Source organism: Pseudomonas bharatica CSV86, from assembly GCF_000319305.2.
In the GTDB taxonomy this organism is placed as follows: Bacteria; Pseudomonadota; Gammaproteobacteria; order Pseudomonadales; family Pseudomonadaceae; genus Aquipseudomonas; species Aquipseudomonas bharatica.
In genome coordinates this window covers 1531070-1546253 of the sequence record NZ_AMWJ02000002.1, presented here as the reverse complement: position 1 = coordinate 1546253, position 15184 = coordinate 1531070, and the positions used below count along the sequence as shown (strand labels likewise).

Below are 15184 nucleotides of genomic sequence, written 5' to 3'. Positions count from 1 at the left end.
ATACGAATTGTTCGCAGGAGCTTGTCCATGTTCACCATGCGCCGTTTGATTATCGTCGCTACCGCCGCTGCCCTGATGACTGGCTGTGCCAGCCAGAACCCCTATGACAACCAGGGTGGCCAGGCGCAGGGCTCCTCAGGGATGAGCAAGACTGCCAAGTATGGCGGCCTGGGTGCGCTGGCCGGTGCCATCGCCGGTGCCGCCATCGATCACAACAACCGTGGCAAGGGCGCGCTGATCGGCGCGGCGGCAGTGGGTGCCGCGGCTGCGGGTTACGGCTACTACGCCGACAAGCAGGAAGCCGAGCTGCGCGCGAGCATGGCCAACACCGGTGTGGAAGTGCAGCGTGAAGGCGACCAGATCAAGCTGATCATGCCGGGCAATATCACCTTCGCTACCGACTCGGCGAACATCGCGCCAAGCTTCTATTCGCCGCTGAACAACCTGGCGAACTCGTTCAAGCAGTTCAACCAGAACACCATCGAGGTGGTGGGCTTCACCGACAGCACCGGTAGCCGCCAGCACAACATGGACCTGTCGCAGCGCCGCGCGCAGGCCGTCAGTACCTACCTGACGTCCCAGGGCGTCGATCCGTCGCGGGTGAGCGTGCGTGGCATGGGCCCCGACCAGCCGATCGCGAGCAATGCCGATGCCAACGGCCGGGCGCAGAACCGCCGGGTAGAGGTGAACCTGAAGCCGATTCCAGGGCAGAACTATCAGCAGTAATCTTTGACGTTCCCATCGCTGGCAAGCCAGCTCCCACAGGGTCTGAGGTGATCAGCAAATCCTTGGCTGGCTCTGACTCTCACAGGGTTACCGGTGCACGCGGTCCTGTGGGAGCTGGCTTGCCAGCGATGGGGCCTTCAAGATCTCAACGATTCATCTGTTCCAACCGCTGATCCTTCCTCTCCCATAACCGGTTGATCCACTGCTGAAACGCCGCCCGGTAGTCCTCGTCCTGGTCATAGCTCTTGCCAAGAAACTCCCCTGGAATCGCCAGTTCCTCGAACTGCACAACGATCCGCCGTACCCGTCCGCATAGCAAGTCCCAGAAGCCAGGCGCGCCGTCGGGGTAGTGGATGGTGACATCGATGATCGACTCCAACTGCTCGCCCATCGCATCCAGCACGAAGGCAATGCCCCCGGCCTTGGGCTTGAGCAGATGGCGGAAGGGTGAATGCTGCAGGTCATGCTTGGCCTGGGTGAAGCGCGTACCCTCGGCGAAGTTGAAGATCGCAGTCGGCTTGCCGCGGAATCTGGCGCAGCTCTTGCGCGTGGTTTCCAGGTCCTTGCCGCGCTTTTCCGGATGCTTGTCCAGGTACGCCTTGCTGTAGCGCTTCATGAACGGGAAGCCCAGCGCCCACCAGGCCAGGCCGATCACCGGAACCCAGATCAGTGCCTGCTTGAGAAAGAACTTCAGCGGGCGAATGCGTCGGTTCAGCACGTATTGCAGTACCAGGATATCGACCCAGCTCTGGTGGTTGCTGGTCACCAGGTAGCTGTGCTGGTAGTCGAGCCCCTCCAGCCCTTGCACCTGCCAGCGGGTGCGCCCGAGCAGCTTCATCCAGCCCTTGTTGTTGCTGATCCAGGCTTCGTGGATATGCCGCATCAGCTCGTCGGTAACCCGCTGCGCCGCCGCGAACGGCAGGCACAGCTTGACCAGGCTGACGATGAACAGCGGTGTGCAGCAGGCCAGGGTATTGAGCCCCAGCAGCAAGGCGGCCAGCGTGCCGCGCAGGATGTCGGGCATGATCAGAACTCCGCCGCGCGGCTGGCCTGGATCGCGGTCAGGGCGATGGTGTAGACGATGTCGTCCACCTGGGCCCCGCGCGGCAGGTCGTTCACCGGTTTGCGCAAGCCTTGCAGCATCGGCCCGAGGCTGACGCAATCGGCGCTGCGCTGTACCGCCTTGTGCGTGGTGTTGCCGGTGTTCAGGTCAGGGAAGACGAACACCGTGGCGCGCCCGGCTACCGGGCTGTTGGGAGCCAGTTGCCGGGCGATTTCCAGGTTGGCTGCGGTGTCGTACTGCAGCGGGCCGTCGATCTGCAGGGCGCGCTGGGTTTCCTGGGCGAGCAGGGTGGCTTCGCGGACCTTCTCCACTTCTTCGCCGCTGGCGGACTCGCCGCTGGAGTAGCTGATCATCGCGACCCGTGGGTTGATCCCGAAGGCTTGTGCGGAGTCGGCGCTTTGCAGGGCGATTTCCGCCAGCTCGGCGGCACTCGGGTGCGGGTTCATCACACAGTCGCCGTATACCAGCACCTGCTCGGGAAAGAGCATGAAGAACACCGAGGACACCAGGCTGCAACCCGGTGCGGTCTTGATCAGTTGCAGGGCCGGGCGGATGGTGTTGGCGGTGGAGTGCACCAGGCCGGATACCAGGCCATCGACCTCGTCCAGGGCCAGCATCATGGTGCCGATCACCACCGGGTCTTCCAGTTGCTGCTCGGCCATCGGGGCGTTCAGGCTCTTGCTCTTGCGCAGGCTGACCATGGGTTCGACATAGCGCTCGCGGATCAGGTCCGGGTCGATGATCTCCAGTCCTTCCGGCAGGCTGATGCCCTGGGCCCGGGCGACGGCCTGGACGTCGTCCGGCCTGGCCAGCAGCACGCAGCGGGCGATGCCCCTGGCCTGGCAGATGGCGGCGGCCTGCACGGTCATGGGTTCGGCGCCCTCGGGCAGGACGATGCGCTTGTTCGCCGCCTGGGCCTGCTGTATCAGGCGATAGCGGAACACCGCCGGCGACAGGCGCATTTCCCGCGGGGTGCCGCAGCGCTGGTTGAGCCAGTCGGCATCGAGGTGGCTGGCGACGAAGTCGGTGATGATCTCCGCGCGCTCGCGGTCATCCACCGGGATTTCCTTGTTCAGCTGGTTGAGCTGGTTGGCGGTGTCGTAGGACCCGGTGCTCACCGATAGGATCGGCAGGCCGGCGAGCAGGGCGCCCTGGCACAGTTCGAGGATACGCGGATCGGGCTTGCTGTCGCTGGTCAGCAGCAGGCCGGCCAGGGGCACGCCGTTGATCGCGGCGAGGCTGACGGCGAGGATGATGTCGTCGCGATCGCCCGGGGTTACCACCAGCGTGCCCGGCTTGAGCAGCGGCACGGTGTTGGCCACGGTGCGGGCGCACAGGATGATCTTGTTCATGCGCCGGGTTTCGTAATCACCGGCATTGAGCACCTGGGCACCGAGCAGGTCGGCGACATCCCGCGTGCGCGGGTCGTTGAGCCCGGCCTGGAACGGGATGCAGCCGAGCAGGCGGAATTCGCCGCTGCGCAGCAAGGGCGAATGTTCGCGCAGGCGGCTGGCGAACCCGACCATGTCCTCGTCGCTGCGCACCTTGTTAAGAATCACCCCGAGCACTTTCGGGTCGCGCGGGCCGCCGAACAGCTGGGCCTGCAATTCGACGCGACCGGAGAGTTCGGCAAGCACGTCGTTTTCCGGCGCGGAAACCAGGATCACCTCGGCATCGAGGCTCTTGGCCAGGTGCTGGTTGACCCGCGCGGCATAGCTGGCGTGACGGGTCGGGACCATGCCCTCGACCACCAGCACGTCCTTGTCGACGCAGGCCTGCTGGTACAGGGTGATGATTTCTTCCAGCAGTTCATCCAGCAGGCCTTCGCCGAGCATGCGCTCGACATGGGCCAGGCTCAGGGGCTTGGGCGGTTTCAGGCCGTGGGTCCGCGAAACCAGTTCGGTGGAGCGTTCCGGCCCGGTGTCGCCCGGGTGCGGCTGGGCGATCGGCTTGAAGAAGCCGACCTTCAGGCCGGCCCGCTCCAGGGTGCGGACCAGGCCCAGGCTGATGGAGGTCAGGCCAACGCCGAAGTCGGTCGGCGCGATGAAAAAGGTTTGCATGCGAACTTCTCGAATGAGCCAGTGCAAAAAACGTCAATTGCCAAGGGTATCGCTAACCCGCCCTGCCGTGCATCCGCCAGTAGCAAAAGCCCCGGGATGGCGGTCCCGTCTGTCCGGGTTGCGTTCGCTTTCGGGCGATGCGTTGGTTACACTTGCTCGCTCACACTTCTTATGCAAAAGGTCTCGCCCCATGCTGATCGCCGCCAACAAGGCTGTCTCCATCGACTATACCCTGACCAACGACGCCGGTGAGGTCATCGACAGCTCCGCTGGCGGCGCGCCGCTGGTATACCTGCACGGCGCCGCCAATATCATCCCGGGCCTGGAAAAGGCCCTGGAAGGCAAGGGCGCCGGCGAAGAGCTGAACGTCACCATCGAGCCGGAAGACGCCTACGGCGAATACCTGGCCGAGCTGGTCAGCACCCTGAACCGCAGCATGTTCGAAGGCGTCGACCAACTGGAAGTCGGCATGCAGTTCCACGCCTCGGCGCCGGACGGCCAGATGCAGATCGTCACCATCCGCGACCTGGACGGCGACGACGTCACCGTCGACGGCAATCATCCGCTGGCCGGCCAGCGCCTGAACTTCAAGGTCAAGGTGGTCAACGTGCGTGACGCCAGCGAAGAAGAAATCGCCCATGGCCACGTCCACGGCGAAGGTGGCCATCACCACTGATTTTCTGCGCTAAGCTCAGAGAGTCGCGAAGGCGCCTTGTCCTTCCGTCGTGCAGTCCCGCAAGGGTGCATGCGGCAGGCCAGGCGCCTTTTTAGTGGCCCGCGATCGTGGCCGACCGCCGGTATGACCGGGATCCGTCGTAGAAGGGGAGTACGTCATGAGTGCATTTCACGACCTGAAACTGCAAGCGCTGAACGGCCAGGACCTGTCGCTGGCACCGTTCAAGGGCCAGGTAGTGCTGGTGGTCAATGTCGCCTCCAAATGTGGCCTGACGCCGCAGTATGCGGCGCTGGAAAATCTCTATCAGCAGTACAAGGGCAAGGGTTTCAGCGTACTGGGCCTGCCGTGCAACCAGTTCGCCGGGCAGGAGCCGGGCAGCGAGGAAGAGATCGCCAGCTTCTGCAGCCTCAACTATGGGGTGACTTTCCCGCTCGGAGGCAAGCTTGAGGTCAACGGGGCGCACCGGCATCCGCTGTATCGCCTGCTGGCGGGCGAGGGCGCGGAGTTTCCGGGCGACATCACCTGGAATTTCGAGAAATTCCTGGTTGGCAAGGACGGGCGGGTGCTGGCCCGGTTTTCGCCGCGGACCGCGCCGGATGATCCGGCAGTGGTGCAGGCGATCGAGAAGGCCTTGGCGTGATTTCCCTGGTGTTCTCAAGGGCCTCATCGCTGGCAAGCCAGCTCCCACAGGTGCGGTGCATGCAGTCCGTGTGGGAGCTGGCTTGCCAGCGATGAGGAACACCACAAAATCTTTGCCCTCAAATCACCCAGATCAATAGTACTCGTCCCTCACCACTACCCATCCTATGCTCAGGCGCCTTTCATCCCGAGGAGCGCCACATGTCCGCCAATGCACTGTTCACGCCTTTCCAACTGGGCGCCCTGGAGCTGCCGACCCGTGTAGTCATGGCGCCGATGACCCGCACCTTTTGCCCCGGCGGCGTGCCTCACGCCAAGGTGGTCGAGTACTACCGCCGCCGTGCCGCCGCCGGTGTCGGCCTGATCATCACCGAGGGCACCACCGTAGGCCACAAGGCCGCCAACGGTTACCCGAACGTACCGCGCTTCTACGGTGAGGATGCCCTGGCCGGCTGGAAGAAGGTGGTCGAGGCCGTCCATGCCGAGGGTGGCCGCATCGTGCCGCAACTGTGGCATGTGGGCATGGTCCGCCGCCTCGGTACCGAGCCGGACGCCAGCGTGCCGGGCTACGGCCCGAGCGAGAAGCTCAAGGATGGACAGGAGGTGGTCCACGGCATGACCCGCGAGGATATCCGGGAGGTTATCGCCGCCTTCGCCCAGGCCGCCAGGGATGCTCGATCCATCGGCATGGACGGCGTGGAGATCCATGGTGCCCACGGTTATCTGATCGACCAGTTCTTCTGGGACGCCAGCAACCGTCGCGACGATGAGTACGGCGGCGATCTCGCGGGGTGTTCGCGGTTCGCCATCGAATTGATCCAGGCGGTGCGTGCTGCGGTAGGTCCGGATTTCCCGATCATCTTCCGCTTCTCCCAATGGAAGCAGCAGGACTACAACGCACGCCTGGTTACCACGCCCGAAGCCCTGGGCGAATTCCTCAAGCCTTTGTCCGAGGCCGGCGTGGATATCTTCCACTGCTCTACCCGTCGCTTCTGGGAGCCGGAGTTCGAAGGTTCGCCGCTCAACCTGGCGGGCTGGACGCGCCAGCTCACCGGCAAGCCGACCATCACCGTCGGTAGCGTAGGCCTGGATGGCGAGTTCCTGCAGTTCATGGTCGATACCGACAAGGTGGCGCAACCGGCCAGCCTGGAAAACCTGTTGCAACGGCTCGACGCCGAAGAGTTCGACCTGGTCGCGGTGGGGCGCGCGCTGCTGGTCGATCCGCAATGGGCGGCCAAGGTGCGGGACGGCCGCGAAGGCGAGATCCTGCCGTTCAGCCGCGAGGCGCTGACGAGCCTGGTTTGACCAGCAGGTCGGGCCCGTTCATTGCGACGGGCCTGTCTCGTAGCGGCTCGCAGGCATTGCGCAGGTGGGCCTCGAACTGCTCGACAATCGCCGGCCAGCCCTGGCGGCTGGCGTGCTGGCGGGCATTCAGGCGAACCCGGCGCAAGGTCTCGTCATCTTCCAGAAGCCAGCAGGCGGCATCGATAAAGGCGGCGGCATTGCCTGGCATCGCCAGTGCGCCATTGTGCCCGTGGCGGATATGCTGGGCCGCTGCGGCTTCATCATAGGCAACCACGCCCAGCCCCGAGGCGAGGGCTTCCAGTACCACATTGCCGAAGGTCTCGGTCAGGCTCGGGAACAGGAAGATATCGCCGCACGCATAGTGTTCGGCCAAGGGTTCGCCGCGCTGCGGGCCGCAGAAGATGGCATCCGGCAGTTGTGCCTGCAGGGCGGCCCGTTGCGGGCCGTCGCCGACGATCACCAGGCGGATGCGGCGTTTCGGGTACCTGCGTTGCAATTCCTGAAGGGTACGCCCCAGCATCCCCAGGTTCTTTTCCGCGGCCAGCCTGCCGACATGCAGCAGGGCGATATCGTCGTGGCCCAGCCCCCATCGCTCACGTAGCGCCGCATTGCGTCGCGACGGGTTGAACAGGCAACTGTCGACTCCGCGGGACAACAGGGCCAGGCGCTCGAAGCCACGTCTTTCCAGGGCCAGGCGCTGGCTCGGGCTGGGCACCAGGGTGCTGTGGGTGCGCTGATGAAACCAGCGCAGGTAGTGGGTCAGCATCCGTGCCAGCAGGCCCAGGCCGTACTGGCTGGAATACTGCTGGAAGTTCGTATGGAAGCCACTGACCACGGTTATCCCCAGGCGCCGCGCGGCGCGCAGCGCACTCAGGCCCAGCGGGCCTTCGGTGGCGATGTAGAGCACGTCGGGGCGGTCCCTGCGCCAGCGCCGCAGCAGCTTGTGCATCGACACCTGGCCCCACTGCAATCCCGGGTACCCCGGCAGCGGCCAGCCGCGGCAAAGCAGTTGGTCGGCATTTGCCTGCCCGGGCGGGTCGTCGCTTTGCCGCGGCCGCACCAGTTCCACCCGGTGGCCGCGCTGGCGCAGGCCTTCGCTAAGGCGGCCGAGGGTGTTGGCCACGCCGTTTATTTCCGGCGGGAAGGTTTCGCTGATAAGGGTGATGTGCAGCGCGAGCGTCGTCATGCTGTCCAGTCTCCAGCGCTGAAATGGCTTGCGGGTGACGTTCGCATGACAACTTCATGACGCCCGATCCTTGGCGCTCCGGGCAAAGAAATATTCCCGTTTTGTTGCTCAAGAATGACGTCCCGCCAGCCGATGCAGTACGCATTCCCCCGATGACGATAGCGCTCCAGGAGAGCGGTGATGTTCAACAGCAAACTGAAGAAAGAAAACCAGGAACTGCGCGAAAGACTGCTGAGCCTGGAGCAGGTCAAGGACAGTCTGGACAGCGAAATGCTGGTGCTGCAACTGGACCCGAGCGGGCGCATCGAGTCGGTGAACATCAACTTCGAAAAGGAAATGGGCTGGAGCAGTTCGCAACTGGTCGGCCGGCCTATCGAGGATATCGTTCCGGCGCACGTCAAGCCGCTGGATTTCTACCAGCGCATGAAGCAGGCCATCACCCGCGGCGAGCATCTCAACGGTGCATTCCGCCTGCTTCGTGGCAACGGCGAGGAGGCCTGGCTGCGTTCGATCCTGCAACCGGTGAAGGACGGCAACGGCCGTATCCAGTACTTCACCATGCACTCCAGCGACCTGACCCGGACCATCGAGACCTCGCGAGAGCACGAAAGCCTGATCAAGGCGCTGATGCGTTCCACCGCGGTGATCGAGTTCAACCTCGACGGTGAAGTGCTGACGGCCAACGACCGCTTCCTGCGCACCATGGGCTACAGCCTGGAGCAGGTGCGCGGCAAGCATCACCGGATGTTCTGCGAGCCGGAGGAGTACAACTCCGCCGAGTACCAGGCGTTCTGGGGCAAGCTGCGCCGTGGCGAATTCGTCGCCGAGCGCTTCAAGCGCATCGACGCCCACGGCCGGATCGTGTGGCTGGAAGCCTCGTATAACCCGATCATCGATGCCCATGACGTGCTGTACAAAATCGTCAAGTTCGCCACCGTGATCACCGACCAGGTGAATCAGGAAAACGCCGTCGCCCAGGCGGCCGATATCGCCTACACCAATTCCCTGGCCACCGACACCAGTGCGCGCCGGGCCACCGAGGTGGTGACCCAGACGGTGGATGTCATGCGTGGCCTGGAAACCTGCATGCAGGATGCCGCCAACGGCATCCAGGCACTGGACAAGCAGTCCCAGGTGATCGGCTCGATCATCAAGACCATCAGCGACATCGCCGGGCAGACCAACCTGCTGGCGCTCAACGCTGCCATCGAAGCGGCCCGTGCCGGCGAACAGGGCCGGGGCTTCGCCGTGGTCGCCGACGAAGTCCGCCAACTGGCCTCGCGCACCAGCACCGCCACCGAGGAAATCGCTCGCGTGGTGCAGCAGAACGAGGAACTGGCCAAGGCCGCGGTGGACATCATCGACAGCAGCAAGCGCCAGGCCGAACAAGGCCTTGAGCTGGCGGGGCAGACGGGGACGGTGATCACCGAGATCCAGGACGGTGCGCGGAAGGTGGTGAGTGCGGTGGGGCAGTTTTCCAATCAGCTGAAGTAACCGCCTAAAGAGAAAGGCCGGCGCCTGATGCGCCGGCTTTGTTCGGTTCAACTTCACAATATGATTTTGCGCGAGTTGCATGCGATGGTATTGACCAGAACGAGTCAGCCTTCGTTGAAACACATTAAAATTCGTTGTGCTCGTTCCGGACCTGATGGATAGAAAGGAGGCATTGGCGGGTTGTTCTGAAAGAACGAAGCGACCAGTTGAGTGGTATTCGCGTCCAGTAGCCCTTGGCTTTTCAGTAATTGCACCGCTGTACAATCTGCATCGACTTCCATGCTCAGGTTTATATTACCCAAGGTGTGACCCAATCGGTGGTGCATGCATTCGTGGCCATAAATGAACAATTGAACAGGTGGCGGTAACAGCGGCATCGCTTGAGGGTTCAAATAAATCATGGGGATGAATCCTGGTGGCATCGGATACGGCTGGGTTCCTGCTCTTGCCACATCATTCATAACGGCTAGATCCGTATAGACGGTCATGCCATTTGGAAGTTGGCAGTAAACGTTGATTCCGCCGATCATGGGACTTGCTTGTGGTACTGCGATGGCTGTGGATGTAGTGATGGTCGTTACCAAGGCAAGTATCGCGAGCTTGATCATCGTACTGTTCTCTAGGGAGCACACATTAAAGGGGGGCAGGGAACTATGTTGTGATAGAGAACTTTCCATTGATCATGCTCTGCCGTTGTGGTTACGAACTCTAAAAAATCAAGGTTATTCTCGAACCTTGTTTTGTAGGTGACAGTCGTGAAGGCGCCTTTTAAGTTGTTTGGCAATTGGCGTGTTGGCGCAACGGCCGATGGTCGCCTCGTGAGTACCTGGCCTAACGGTCTCCTTTCTGCCTCATAAGTGCTCTCAAACATGGGAAACCGGAGTTGTTTTTTGGCCTCTTCCGAAAGACTGTCCCAAGCTACCTGGTATCGACCGCTGTCTATAAATCCAAGGTAGCTGCTTATGGCTACTTGCGGGTTTTCGGTTGGAAATGGAACCAGAGGGTCATCCGTGGGGGATTTGGTATATACCCAAGCACCGATTCCCGAAACTGATGTCAAGAATGTTAGGCAAATAATCAAACGAATGATTTTGTAAGCCTGAACTCTGTTGAGCCCTGGAAAAATCTTCTTTCTGATCACTTCTCGAAAAATTATTACGAGCGCGCCAATGGCCAGGCCGGCAACCCCTGCAATTCCGCCCGCCACGGATAATATGGATGAGTCCATTCCAGCCTCCACGCATCCTGTCAAAGAATTGCGAGCTTCGAAGATTTCATCCGTGACCGGCCGGATTCGCCGACGGATATCTGAAGATTAGCGTTAATTTTTCAGGTGGCTAGCATTTGGCCAGCTTTGTTTGCTGGCTTGCCAGCGGGCGCGAGCCAGTTCACTAAAGGGGGGGAAATAGGATAGGTGCTTCGGCTGCTGAAGGAGGTGGCAGACAAAGCACCTGAGTGTGGTTAGCTGTGGATTGATGTACCTCGGTCGCTGGCAGCATTCTGGTCGCGCTCGCGTACCCAGAACAGCGTCGCACCGGCCACCGCCGCCGGCATCATCAGGATGTTCACGAACGGCACCAGCAGCGCCAGGTAGGTGATCCCGCCAAAGCTCAGGCTCTGCCAGCGCTTGGCGCGCAGCCAGGCGAGCATGTCCTGCCAGCTCATCTTATTGTTGTCCGCCGGGTAGTCGATGTATTGGATCGCCATCATCCAGATGCCGAACAGCAGCCACAGCGGCGCGGCGATGATGTTCACCACCGGGATGAACGACAGGATGAACAGGCCCAGGGCCCGCGGCACGAAGTAGCCGAGCTTGCGCATCTCACGGCCGAAGGTGCGTGGCACCATGGCCACCAGCTCGCCCCAGCTGAAGGGCGGGAAGTCATCCTTGCCGCGTACCACCACCTCGACCTTTTCCGCCAGGAAGCCGTTGAACGGTGCGGCGATGATGTTCGCCAGCAGGGTGAAGGTGAAGAACACCATCAGCACCACCAGTATCACGAACAGCGGCCAGAGGATGTAGGTGAGGAAACCCAGCCAGTCGGGCAGGGTAGGCATCAGCGCATCGACCCATAGGGCGAACTGATGCCCGGCCAGGTAGACAAGGCCAGTGAAGAGCAGCAGGTTGATTGCCAGCGGCAGCAGCACGAACAGGCGCAGGCCGGGGCTCAGGACCAGTTTCAGGCCCTCGCGCAGGTATTGCGGGCCGGACAGAACGGGGGCTTGCATAAAGGGCTCCGGGGATGGAAAACGCGCCGACCTTACCGAGTTTGGCCACCCGACGAAAGCTGACCGATGGCCAGGAAACCGGGTGTAACAATTCCTCGGAAGGATAGGTCATAGCCAAAGAGACGTGCTCCGAGGGCGTGTATAGAGCAAGTCTATAAGGTGGATTGTTTAAGGATATTTCCTTAATCTCTGGGCCCTCGCTACAGTGCGCACATTCTTTTTCAACGCCTTCGAATCCACGGTTCTCAAGGAGTTCCCATGAGCATTCTGGTCAACAAGCAAGCCCCTGATTTCGACGCCGCAGCGGTGCTGGGCGACGGTTCTATCGTCGATAGCTTCAAGCTCTCGTCCCTGCGCGGCAAATACGTCGTGCTGTTCTTCTGGCCGCTGGACTTCACCTTCGTCTGCCCTTCGGAAATCATCGCCCACAACAATCGCATGGCGCGTTTCCGCGAGCTGGGCGTTGAAGTGGTCGGCGTGTCCATCGACTCGCAGTTCACCCACCATGCCTGGCGCAGCACGCCGGTAGAGAAGGGTGGCATCGGTGCGGTCGAGTTCACCATGGTCGCCGACGTCAAGCACGAGATCACCCGCGCCTACGGCGTCGAGCACGATGATGGCGTGGCCCTGCGTGCATCGTTCCTGATCGACCAGCAAGGCGTGGTACAGCACCAAGTGGTGAACAACCTGCCACTGGGTCGCGAAGTGGACGAAATGATCCGTCTGGTCGAAGCCTTGCAATTTACCGAGCAACATGGCGAAGTCTGCCCCGCCGGCTGGCGTCCTGGCCAGAAAGGCATGAAGGCTGACGCCCAGGGTGTCGCCGATTACCTGGCGGAAAACGCCAAGAGCCTGTAAGGCCTTCGCCGCAACGGTTTTCAGAACCTGTCGCGATAGGTCTTCCCCAAGGCTCGGCAGGTTCTTTTTTATTCTTCGGGGTTGGCAGTCATTCAGCGCCGGCCCGACAGGAGCGTGTCATGTCCGAAGTACGTCATTCCCGCGTCATCATCCTGGGCTCCGGCCCTGCCGGCTACAGTGCTGCGGTCTACGCGGCGCGGGCCAACCTCAAGCCGCTGCTGATCACCGGCATGCAGGCTGGCGGCCAGCTGACCACCACCACCGAGGTCGACAACTGGCCGGGCGACCCCCACGGCCTGACCGGCCCGGCGCTGATGCAGCGCATGCAGGAACACGCCGAGCGGTTCGAGACCGAAATCGTCTTCGACCACATCAACGAAGTGGCCCTGCAGCAAAAACCGTTCACCCTCAAGGGCGACAGCGGTACCTACACCTGTGACGCGCTGATCATCGCCACCGGCGCCAGCGCCCGCTACCTGGGCCTGCCATCGGAAGAGGCGTTCATGGGCAAGGGCGTTTCCGCCTGCGCAACCTGCGACGGCTTCTTCTATCGCAACAAGCCGGTAGCCGTGGTCGGTGGCGGCAACACTGCCGTGGAAGAAGCGCTGTACCTGGCCAACATCGCCAGCAAGGTGACCCTGATCCACCGTCGCGAAACCTTCCGCGCCGAGAAGATCCTGATCGACAAGCTGCATGCCCGGGTTGCCGAAGGCAAGATCGAACTCAAGCTCAATGCCACCCTGGACGAAGTCCTGGGCGACAACATGGGCGTCACCGGCGCGCGCCTGAAGAACAACGACGGCAGCTTCGACGAAATCAAGGTGGACGGCGTGTTCATCGCCATCGGCCACACCCCGAACACCTCGCTGTTCGAAGGCCAGCTCGAATTGAAGGATGGCTACATGGTGGTTGCCGGCGGCCGTGAAGGCAACGCCACCGCGACCAACATCGAAGGCGTGTTCGCCGCAGGCGACGTGGCTGACCACGTGTACCGCCAGGCGATCACCTCGGCCGGTGCCGGTTGCATGGCCGCGCTGGATGTCGAGCGCTACCTGGACGGTCTGCAGAACGCTTCGTTCTGATCGACGCAAAAAAGCCGCGAAGGGCCTGAGGCTCCTTCGCGGCTTTTTCATGTCCGGGTGCCGTCAATACACCCGCTCCAGCCCCGCCTCCGTTTCCTTGCCGCGCTTGCGGCAGACGATGATCCCCACCAGCGACACACCCATCGCCAGCATCAGGGTACTGGTTGCTTCGGCGCGATGTTCAGGCGTCACCACCAGTACGGCCAGCGCTGCCGAAATGAACAGGATCACGCCGTAGGTCAGCCAGGGGAACAGCCACATCTTCAGGACCAGCGCATCGCCGTGCAGGCGGCGCATGCGCAACTGTGAAATGGCGATTGCCAGGTACACCAGCAGGGCGATCGCCCCCGAACTGGACAGCAGGAAATCGAACAGGCTGGCCGGGGCGAAGTGGTTGAGGGCGGCAATGAAGGCACCCACCGCCGCGGTCACCAGTACCGCCGTGCGTGGCACGCCATTGCGCGAGGTGCGCGCCGCCGCAGCCGGCGCGTCCTTGCGGCGGGCCAGGGAGTAGAGCATGCGCGAGGCGATATAGATCGACGAGTTCATGCAACTGGTCACCGCCACCAGCACCACCAGGTCGACGATCAGCTTGGCATAGGGCACGTCCAGCAGTTCCAGGGCGCGCTGGTACGAACCGACCGTCGCCAGTTGCGGATCGCTCCACGGCACCACGGAAATCACCACCATGATCGACAGCAGGTAGAACACACCGATACGCCAGATCACCGAGCGCGTGGCCTTGGCGATGTTGCGCGACGGTTCGCCGGATTCGGCGGCTGCGATGGTCACCGACTCGGTGCCGATGAAGCTGAACATGATGGTAATGAACGCGCCGACCACGGCGGTCATGCCGTTGGGGGCGAAACCGCCGTGCTCCTTCATCACGTTGAACAGCCCGGCGCCTTCATGGTTGGGCACCCAGCCGGTCAGCGCGGCAGCGCCGAAGCCGATGAACAGGATGATCGCGGTGACCTTGAGCAGGGCGAACCAGAACTCGAACTCGCCGTACTTGGCCACGCCGAACAGGTTGGTAATGCTCAGCAGCAGCACCGAGGCCAGGGCGTAGATCCAGCTATCGATACCGGGAAACCACTGGTTGAGGATGTAACCGGCGGCAAGCGCCTCGATGGGCACCACCAGCACCCAGAACCACCAGTACAGCCAGCCGATGGTGAAACCGGCCCAGCCACCGATGGCCTTCTCGGCATAGGTGGAAAACGAGCCGGTGTCCGGGTTGGCCACGGCCATTTCGCCGAGCATGCGCATGACCAGCACCACCAGGGTGCCGGCGGCCAGGTAAGCGAGGATGACTGCGGGGCCGGCTGCGGCGATGGCATGGCCGGAGCCGACGAACAATCCGGCGCCGATGATCCCGGCGATGGACAGCATGGTGACGTGGCGGGGCTTGAAGCCGGCGGACAGTTGTCCACCGTGGGAGTCGTTCGGGCTCGACATACTCTGCTCTTGTTGGATGAGGATTATCGGGGCAGAGACAAGGCAGCGACGCTCAAGGGCGTGCCTCTACGCGTATTGTTATGAGCCGGTAGCGGTCCGGCGCAGCTACCTTACCGCGAGGCAAGGCGTGCAAATTGACCCGGTTGCGGCTTGGGGCTTTCCGATTGCGACATGGAACGGACGTACGGAAAACCCTGTGGGAGCTGGCTTGCCAGCGATTAGGGCCCGACCTGACAACACCATTGCCCGGGCCGGCCTCATCGCTGGCAAGCCAGCTCCCACAGGGATCGCGCCCGCCGCTGAAGCTGTGGGAGGATCGGCGCCTGGTGTACCAGGGCGGGGTTCGAGGCGTTGAGTCGTTGATCCAAAGAACACCGCAGCTCCCACAGGGGGTGCGTGGCGGTCTGG

At 62.4% G+C, this 15184-nt stretch carries 14 protein-coding genes and 2 pseudogenes; 8 read left to right on the top strand and 8 right to left on the bottom strand.

Annotated elements, in window-relative coordinates:
- Positions 1–27 precede the first annotated feature (27 nt).
- Positions 28–726 (top strand): YiaD family glycine zipper/OmpA-like lipoprotein, encoded by a 699-nt coding sequence (locus tag CSV86_RS20945; RefSeq protein WP_009405833.1) that lies wholly within the window; start codon positions 28–30, stop codon positions 724–726.
- A gap of 145 nt (positions 727–871) precedes the next feature.
- Here CSV86_RS20945 and yihG read toward each other — a convergent pair whose 3' ends face one another.
- The 3 genes and pseudogenes from yihG to CSV86_RS32115 form a co-directional block, all read right to left on the bottom strand.
- Positions 872–1750, bottom strand: a complete 879-nt coding sequence (gene yihG, locus CSV86_RS20940; protein ID WP_009405831.1) for a 1-acylglycerol-3-phosphate O-acyltransferase, YihG family — start codon at positions 1748–1750, stop codon at positions 872–874.
- A 2-nt stretch (positions 1751–1752) separates the two neighbouring features.
- The gene (pta, locus tag CSV86_RS20935) at positions 1753–3849 is read right to left on the bottom strand and encodes a phosphate acetyltransferase (protein WP_009405829.1); all 2097 of its coding nucleotides are present in this window, start codon (positions 3847–3849) and stop codon (positions 1753–1755) included.
- Between the two features lie 102 nt (positions 3850–3951).
- A pseudogene (locus CSV86_RS32115) lies at positions 3952–4071 on the bottom strand (DUF3565 domain-containing protein); the annotation flags it as partial.
- Here CSV86_RS32115 and CSV86_RS20930 point away from each other — a divergent pair.
- The 3 genes from CSV86_RS20930 to CSV86_RS20920 all read left to right on the top strand — a co-directional run bounded on the left by CSV86_RS20930 (position 4040) and on the right by CSV86_RS20920 (position 6469).
- Positions 4040–4525: an FKBP-type peptidyl-prolyl cis-trans isomerase gene (locus tag CSV86_RS20930; protein ID WP_009405827.1), complete on the top strand. Its 486-nt coding sequence runs from the start codon at positions 4040–4042 to the stop codon at positions 4523–4525. The pseudogene CSV86_RS32115 and the gene CSV86_RS20930 overlap by 32 nt on opposite strands.
- Before the next feature lie 157 nt (positions 4526–4682).
- The gene (locus CSV86_RS20925; protein WP_009405825.1) at positions 4683–5165 is read left to right on the top strand and encodes a glutathione peroxidase; all 483 of its coding nucleotides are present in this window, start codon (positions 4683–4685) and stop codon (positions 5163–5165) included.
- 200 nt (positions 5166–5365) lie between these two features.
- The gene (locus CSV86_RS20920; protein WP_009405823.1) at positions 5366–6469 is read left to right on the top strand and encodes an NADH:flavin oxidoreductase; all 1104 of its coding nucleotides are present in this window, start codon (positions 5366–5368) and stop codon (positions 6467–6469) included.
- Here the strand turns inward: CSV86_RS20920 and CSV86_RS20915 are convergent.
- Entirely contained in the window at positions 6438–7655 is a 1218-nt protein-coding gene (locus CSV86_RS20915) for a glycosyltransferase family 4 protein (protein WP_009405820.1), read from the bottom strand. The genes CSV86_RS20920 and CSV86_RS20915 overlap by 32 nt on opposite strands.
- A 180-nt stretch (positions 7656–7835) precedes the next feature.
- On the opposite strand from CSV86_RS20915, the pseudogene CSV86_RS33845 reads away from it, so the two are divergent.
- A pseudogene (locus tag CSV86_RS33845) lies at positions 7836–8612 on the top strand (PAS domain-containing protein); the annotation flags it as partial.
- 108 nt (positions 8613–8720) lie between these two features.
- Complete coding sequence (locus CSV86_RS33840) at positions 8721–9149, top strand: methyl-accepting chemotaxis protein (RefSeq protein ID WP_446532480.1); 429 nt, start codon at positions 8721–8723, stop codon at positions 9147–9149.
- A gap of 104 nt (positions 9150–9253) precedes the next feature.
- Here CSV86_RS33840 and CSV86_RS20905 read toward each other — a convergent pair whose 3' ends face one another.
- The 3 genes from CSV86_RS20905 to cysZ all read right to left on the bottom strand — a co-directional run bounded on the left by CSV86_RS20905 (position 9254) and on the right by cysZ (position 11378).
- Positions 9254–9757: a M48 family metalloprotease gene (locus CSV86_RS20905; RefSeq protein WP_158487741.1), complete on the bottom strand. Its 504-nt coding sequence runs from the start codon at positions 9755–9757 to the stop codon at positions 9254–9256.
- Between the two features lie 11 nt (positions 9758–9768).
- Positions 9769–10377, bottom strand: a complete 609-nt coding sequence (locus tag CSV86_RS20900; protein WP_080604807.1) for a DUF4019 domain-containing protein — start codon at positions 10375–10377, stop codon at positions 9769–9771.
- Positions 10378–10610: 233 nt separating this feature from the next.
- A complete protein-coding gene (gene cysZ / locus CSV86_RS20895) occupies positions 10611–11378 on the bottom strand; it encodes a sulfate transporter CysZ (RefSeq protein ID WP_009405816.1) in 768 nt (255 codons plus the stop codon).
- 258 nt (positions 11379–11636) lie between these two features.
- Here cysZ and CSV86_RS20890 point away from each other — a divergent pair, with 258 nt between their 5' ends.
- Complete coding sequence (locus CSV86_RS20890; RefSeq protein ID WP_009405814.1) at positions 11637–12236, top strand: peroxiredoxin; 600 nt, start codon at positions 11637–11639, stop codon at positions 12234–12236.
- Between the two features lie 119 nt (positions 12237–12355).
- Positions 12356–13318, top strand: a complete 963-nt coding sequence (trxB, locus tag CSV86_RS20885; RefSeq protein ID WP_009405812.1) for a thioredoxin-disulfide reductase — start codon at positions 12356–12358, stop codon at positions 13316–13318.
- Between the two features lie 63 nt (positions 13319–13381).
- Here the strand turns inward: trxB and CSV86_RS20880 are convergent, their stop codons facing one another.
- The gene (locus CSV86_RS20880; RefSeq protein WP_009405810.1) at positions 13382–14776 is read right to left on the bottom strand and encodes an amino acid permease; all 1395 of its coding nucleotides are present in this window, start codon (positions 14774–14776) and stop codon (positions 13382–13384) included.
- Between the last annotated feature and the right edge of the window lie 408 nt (positions 14777–15184).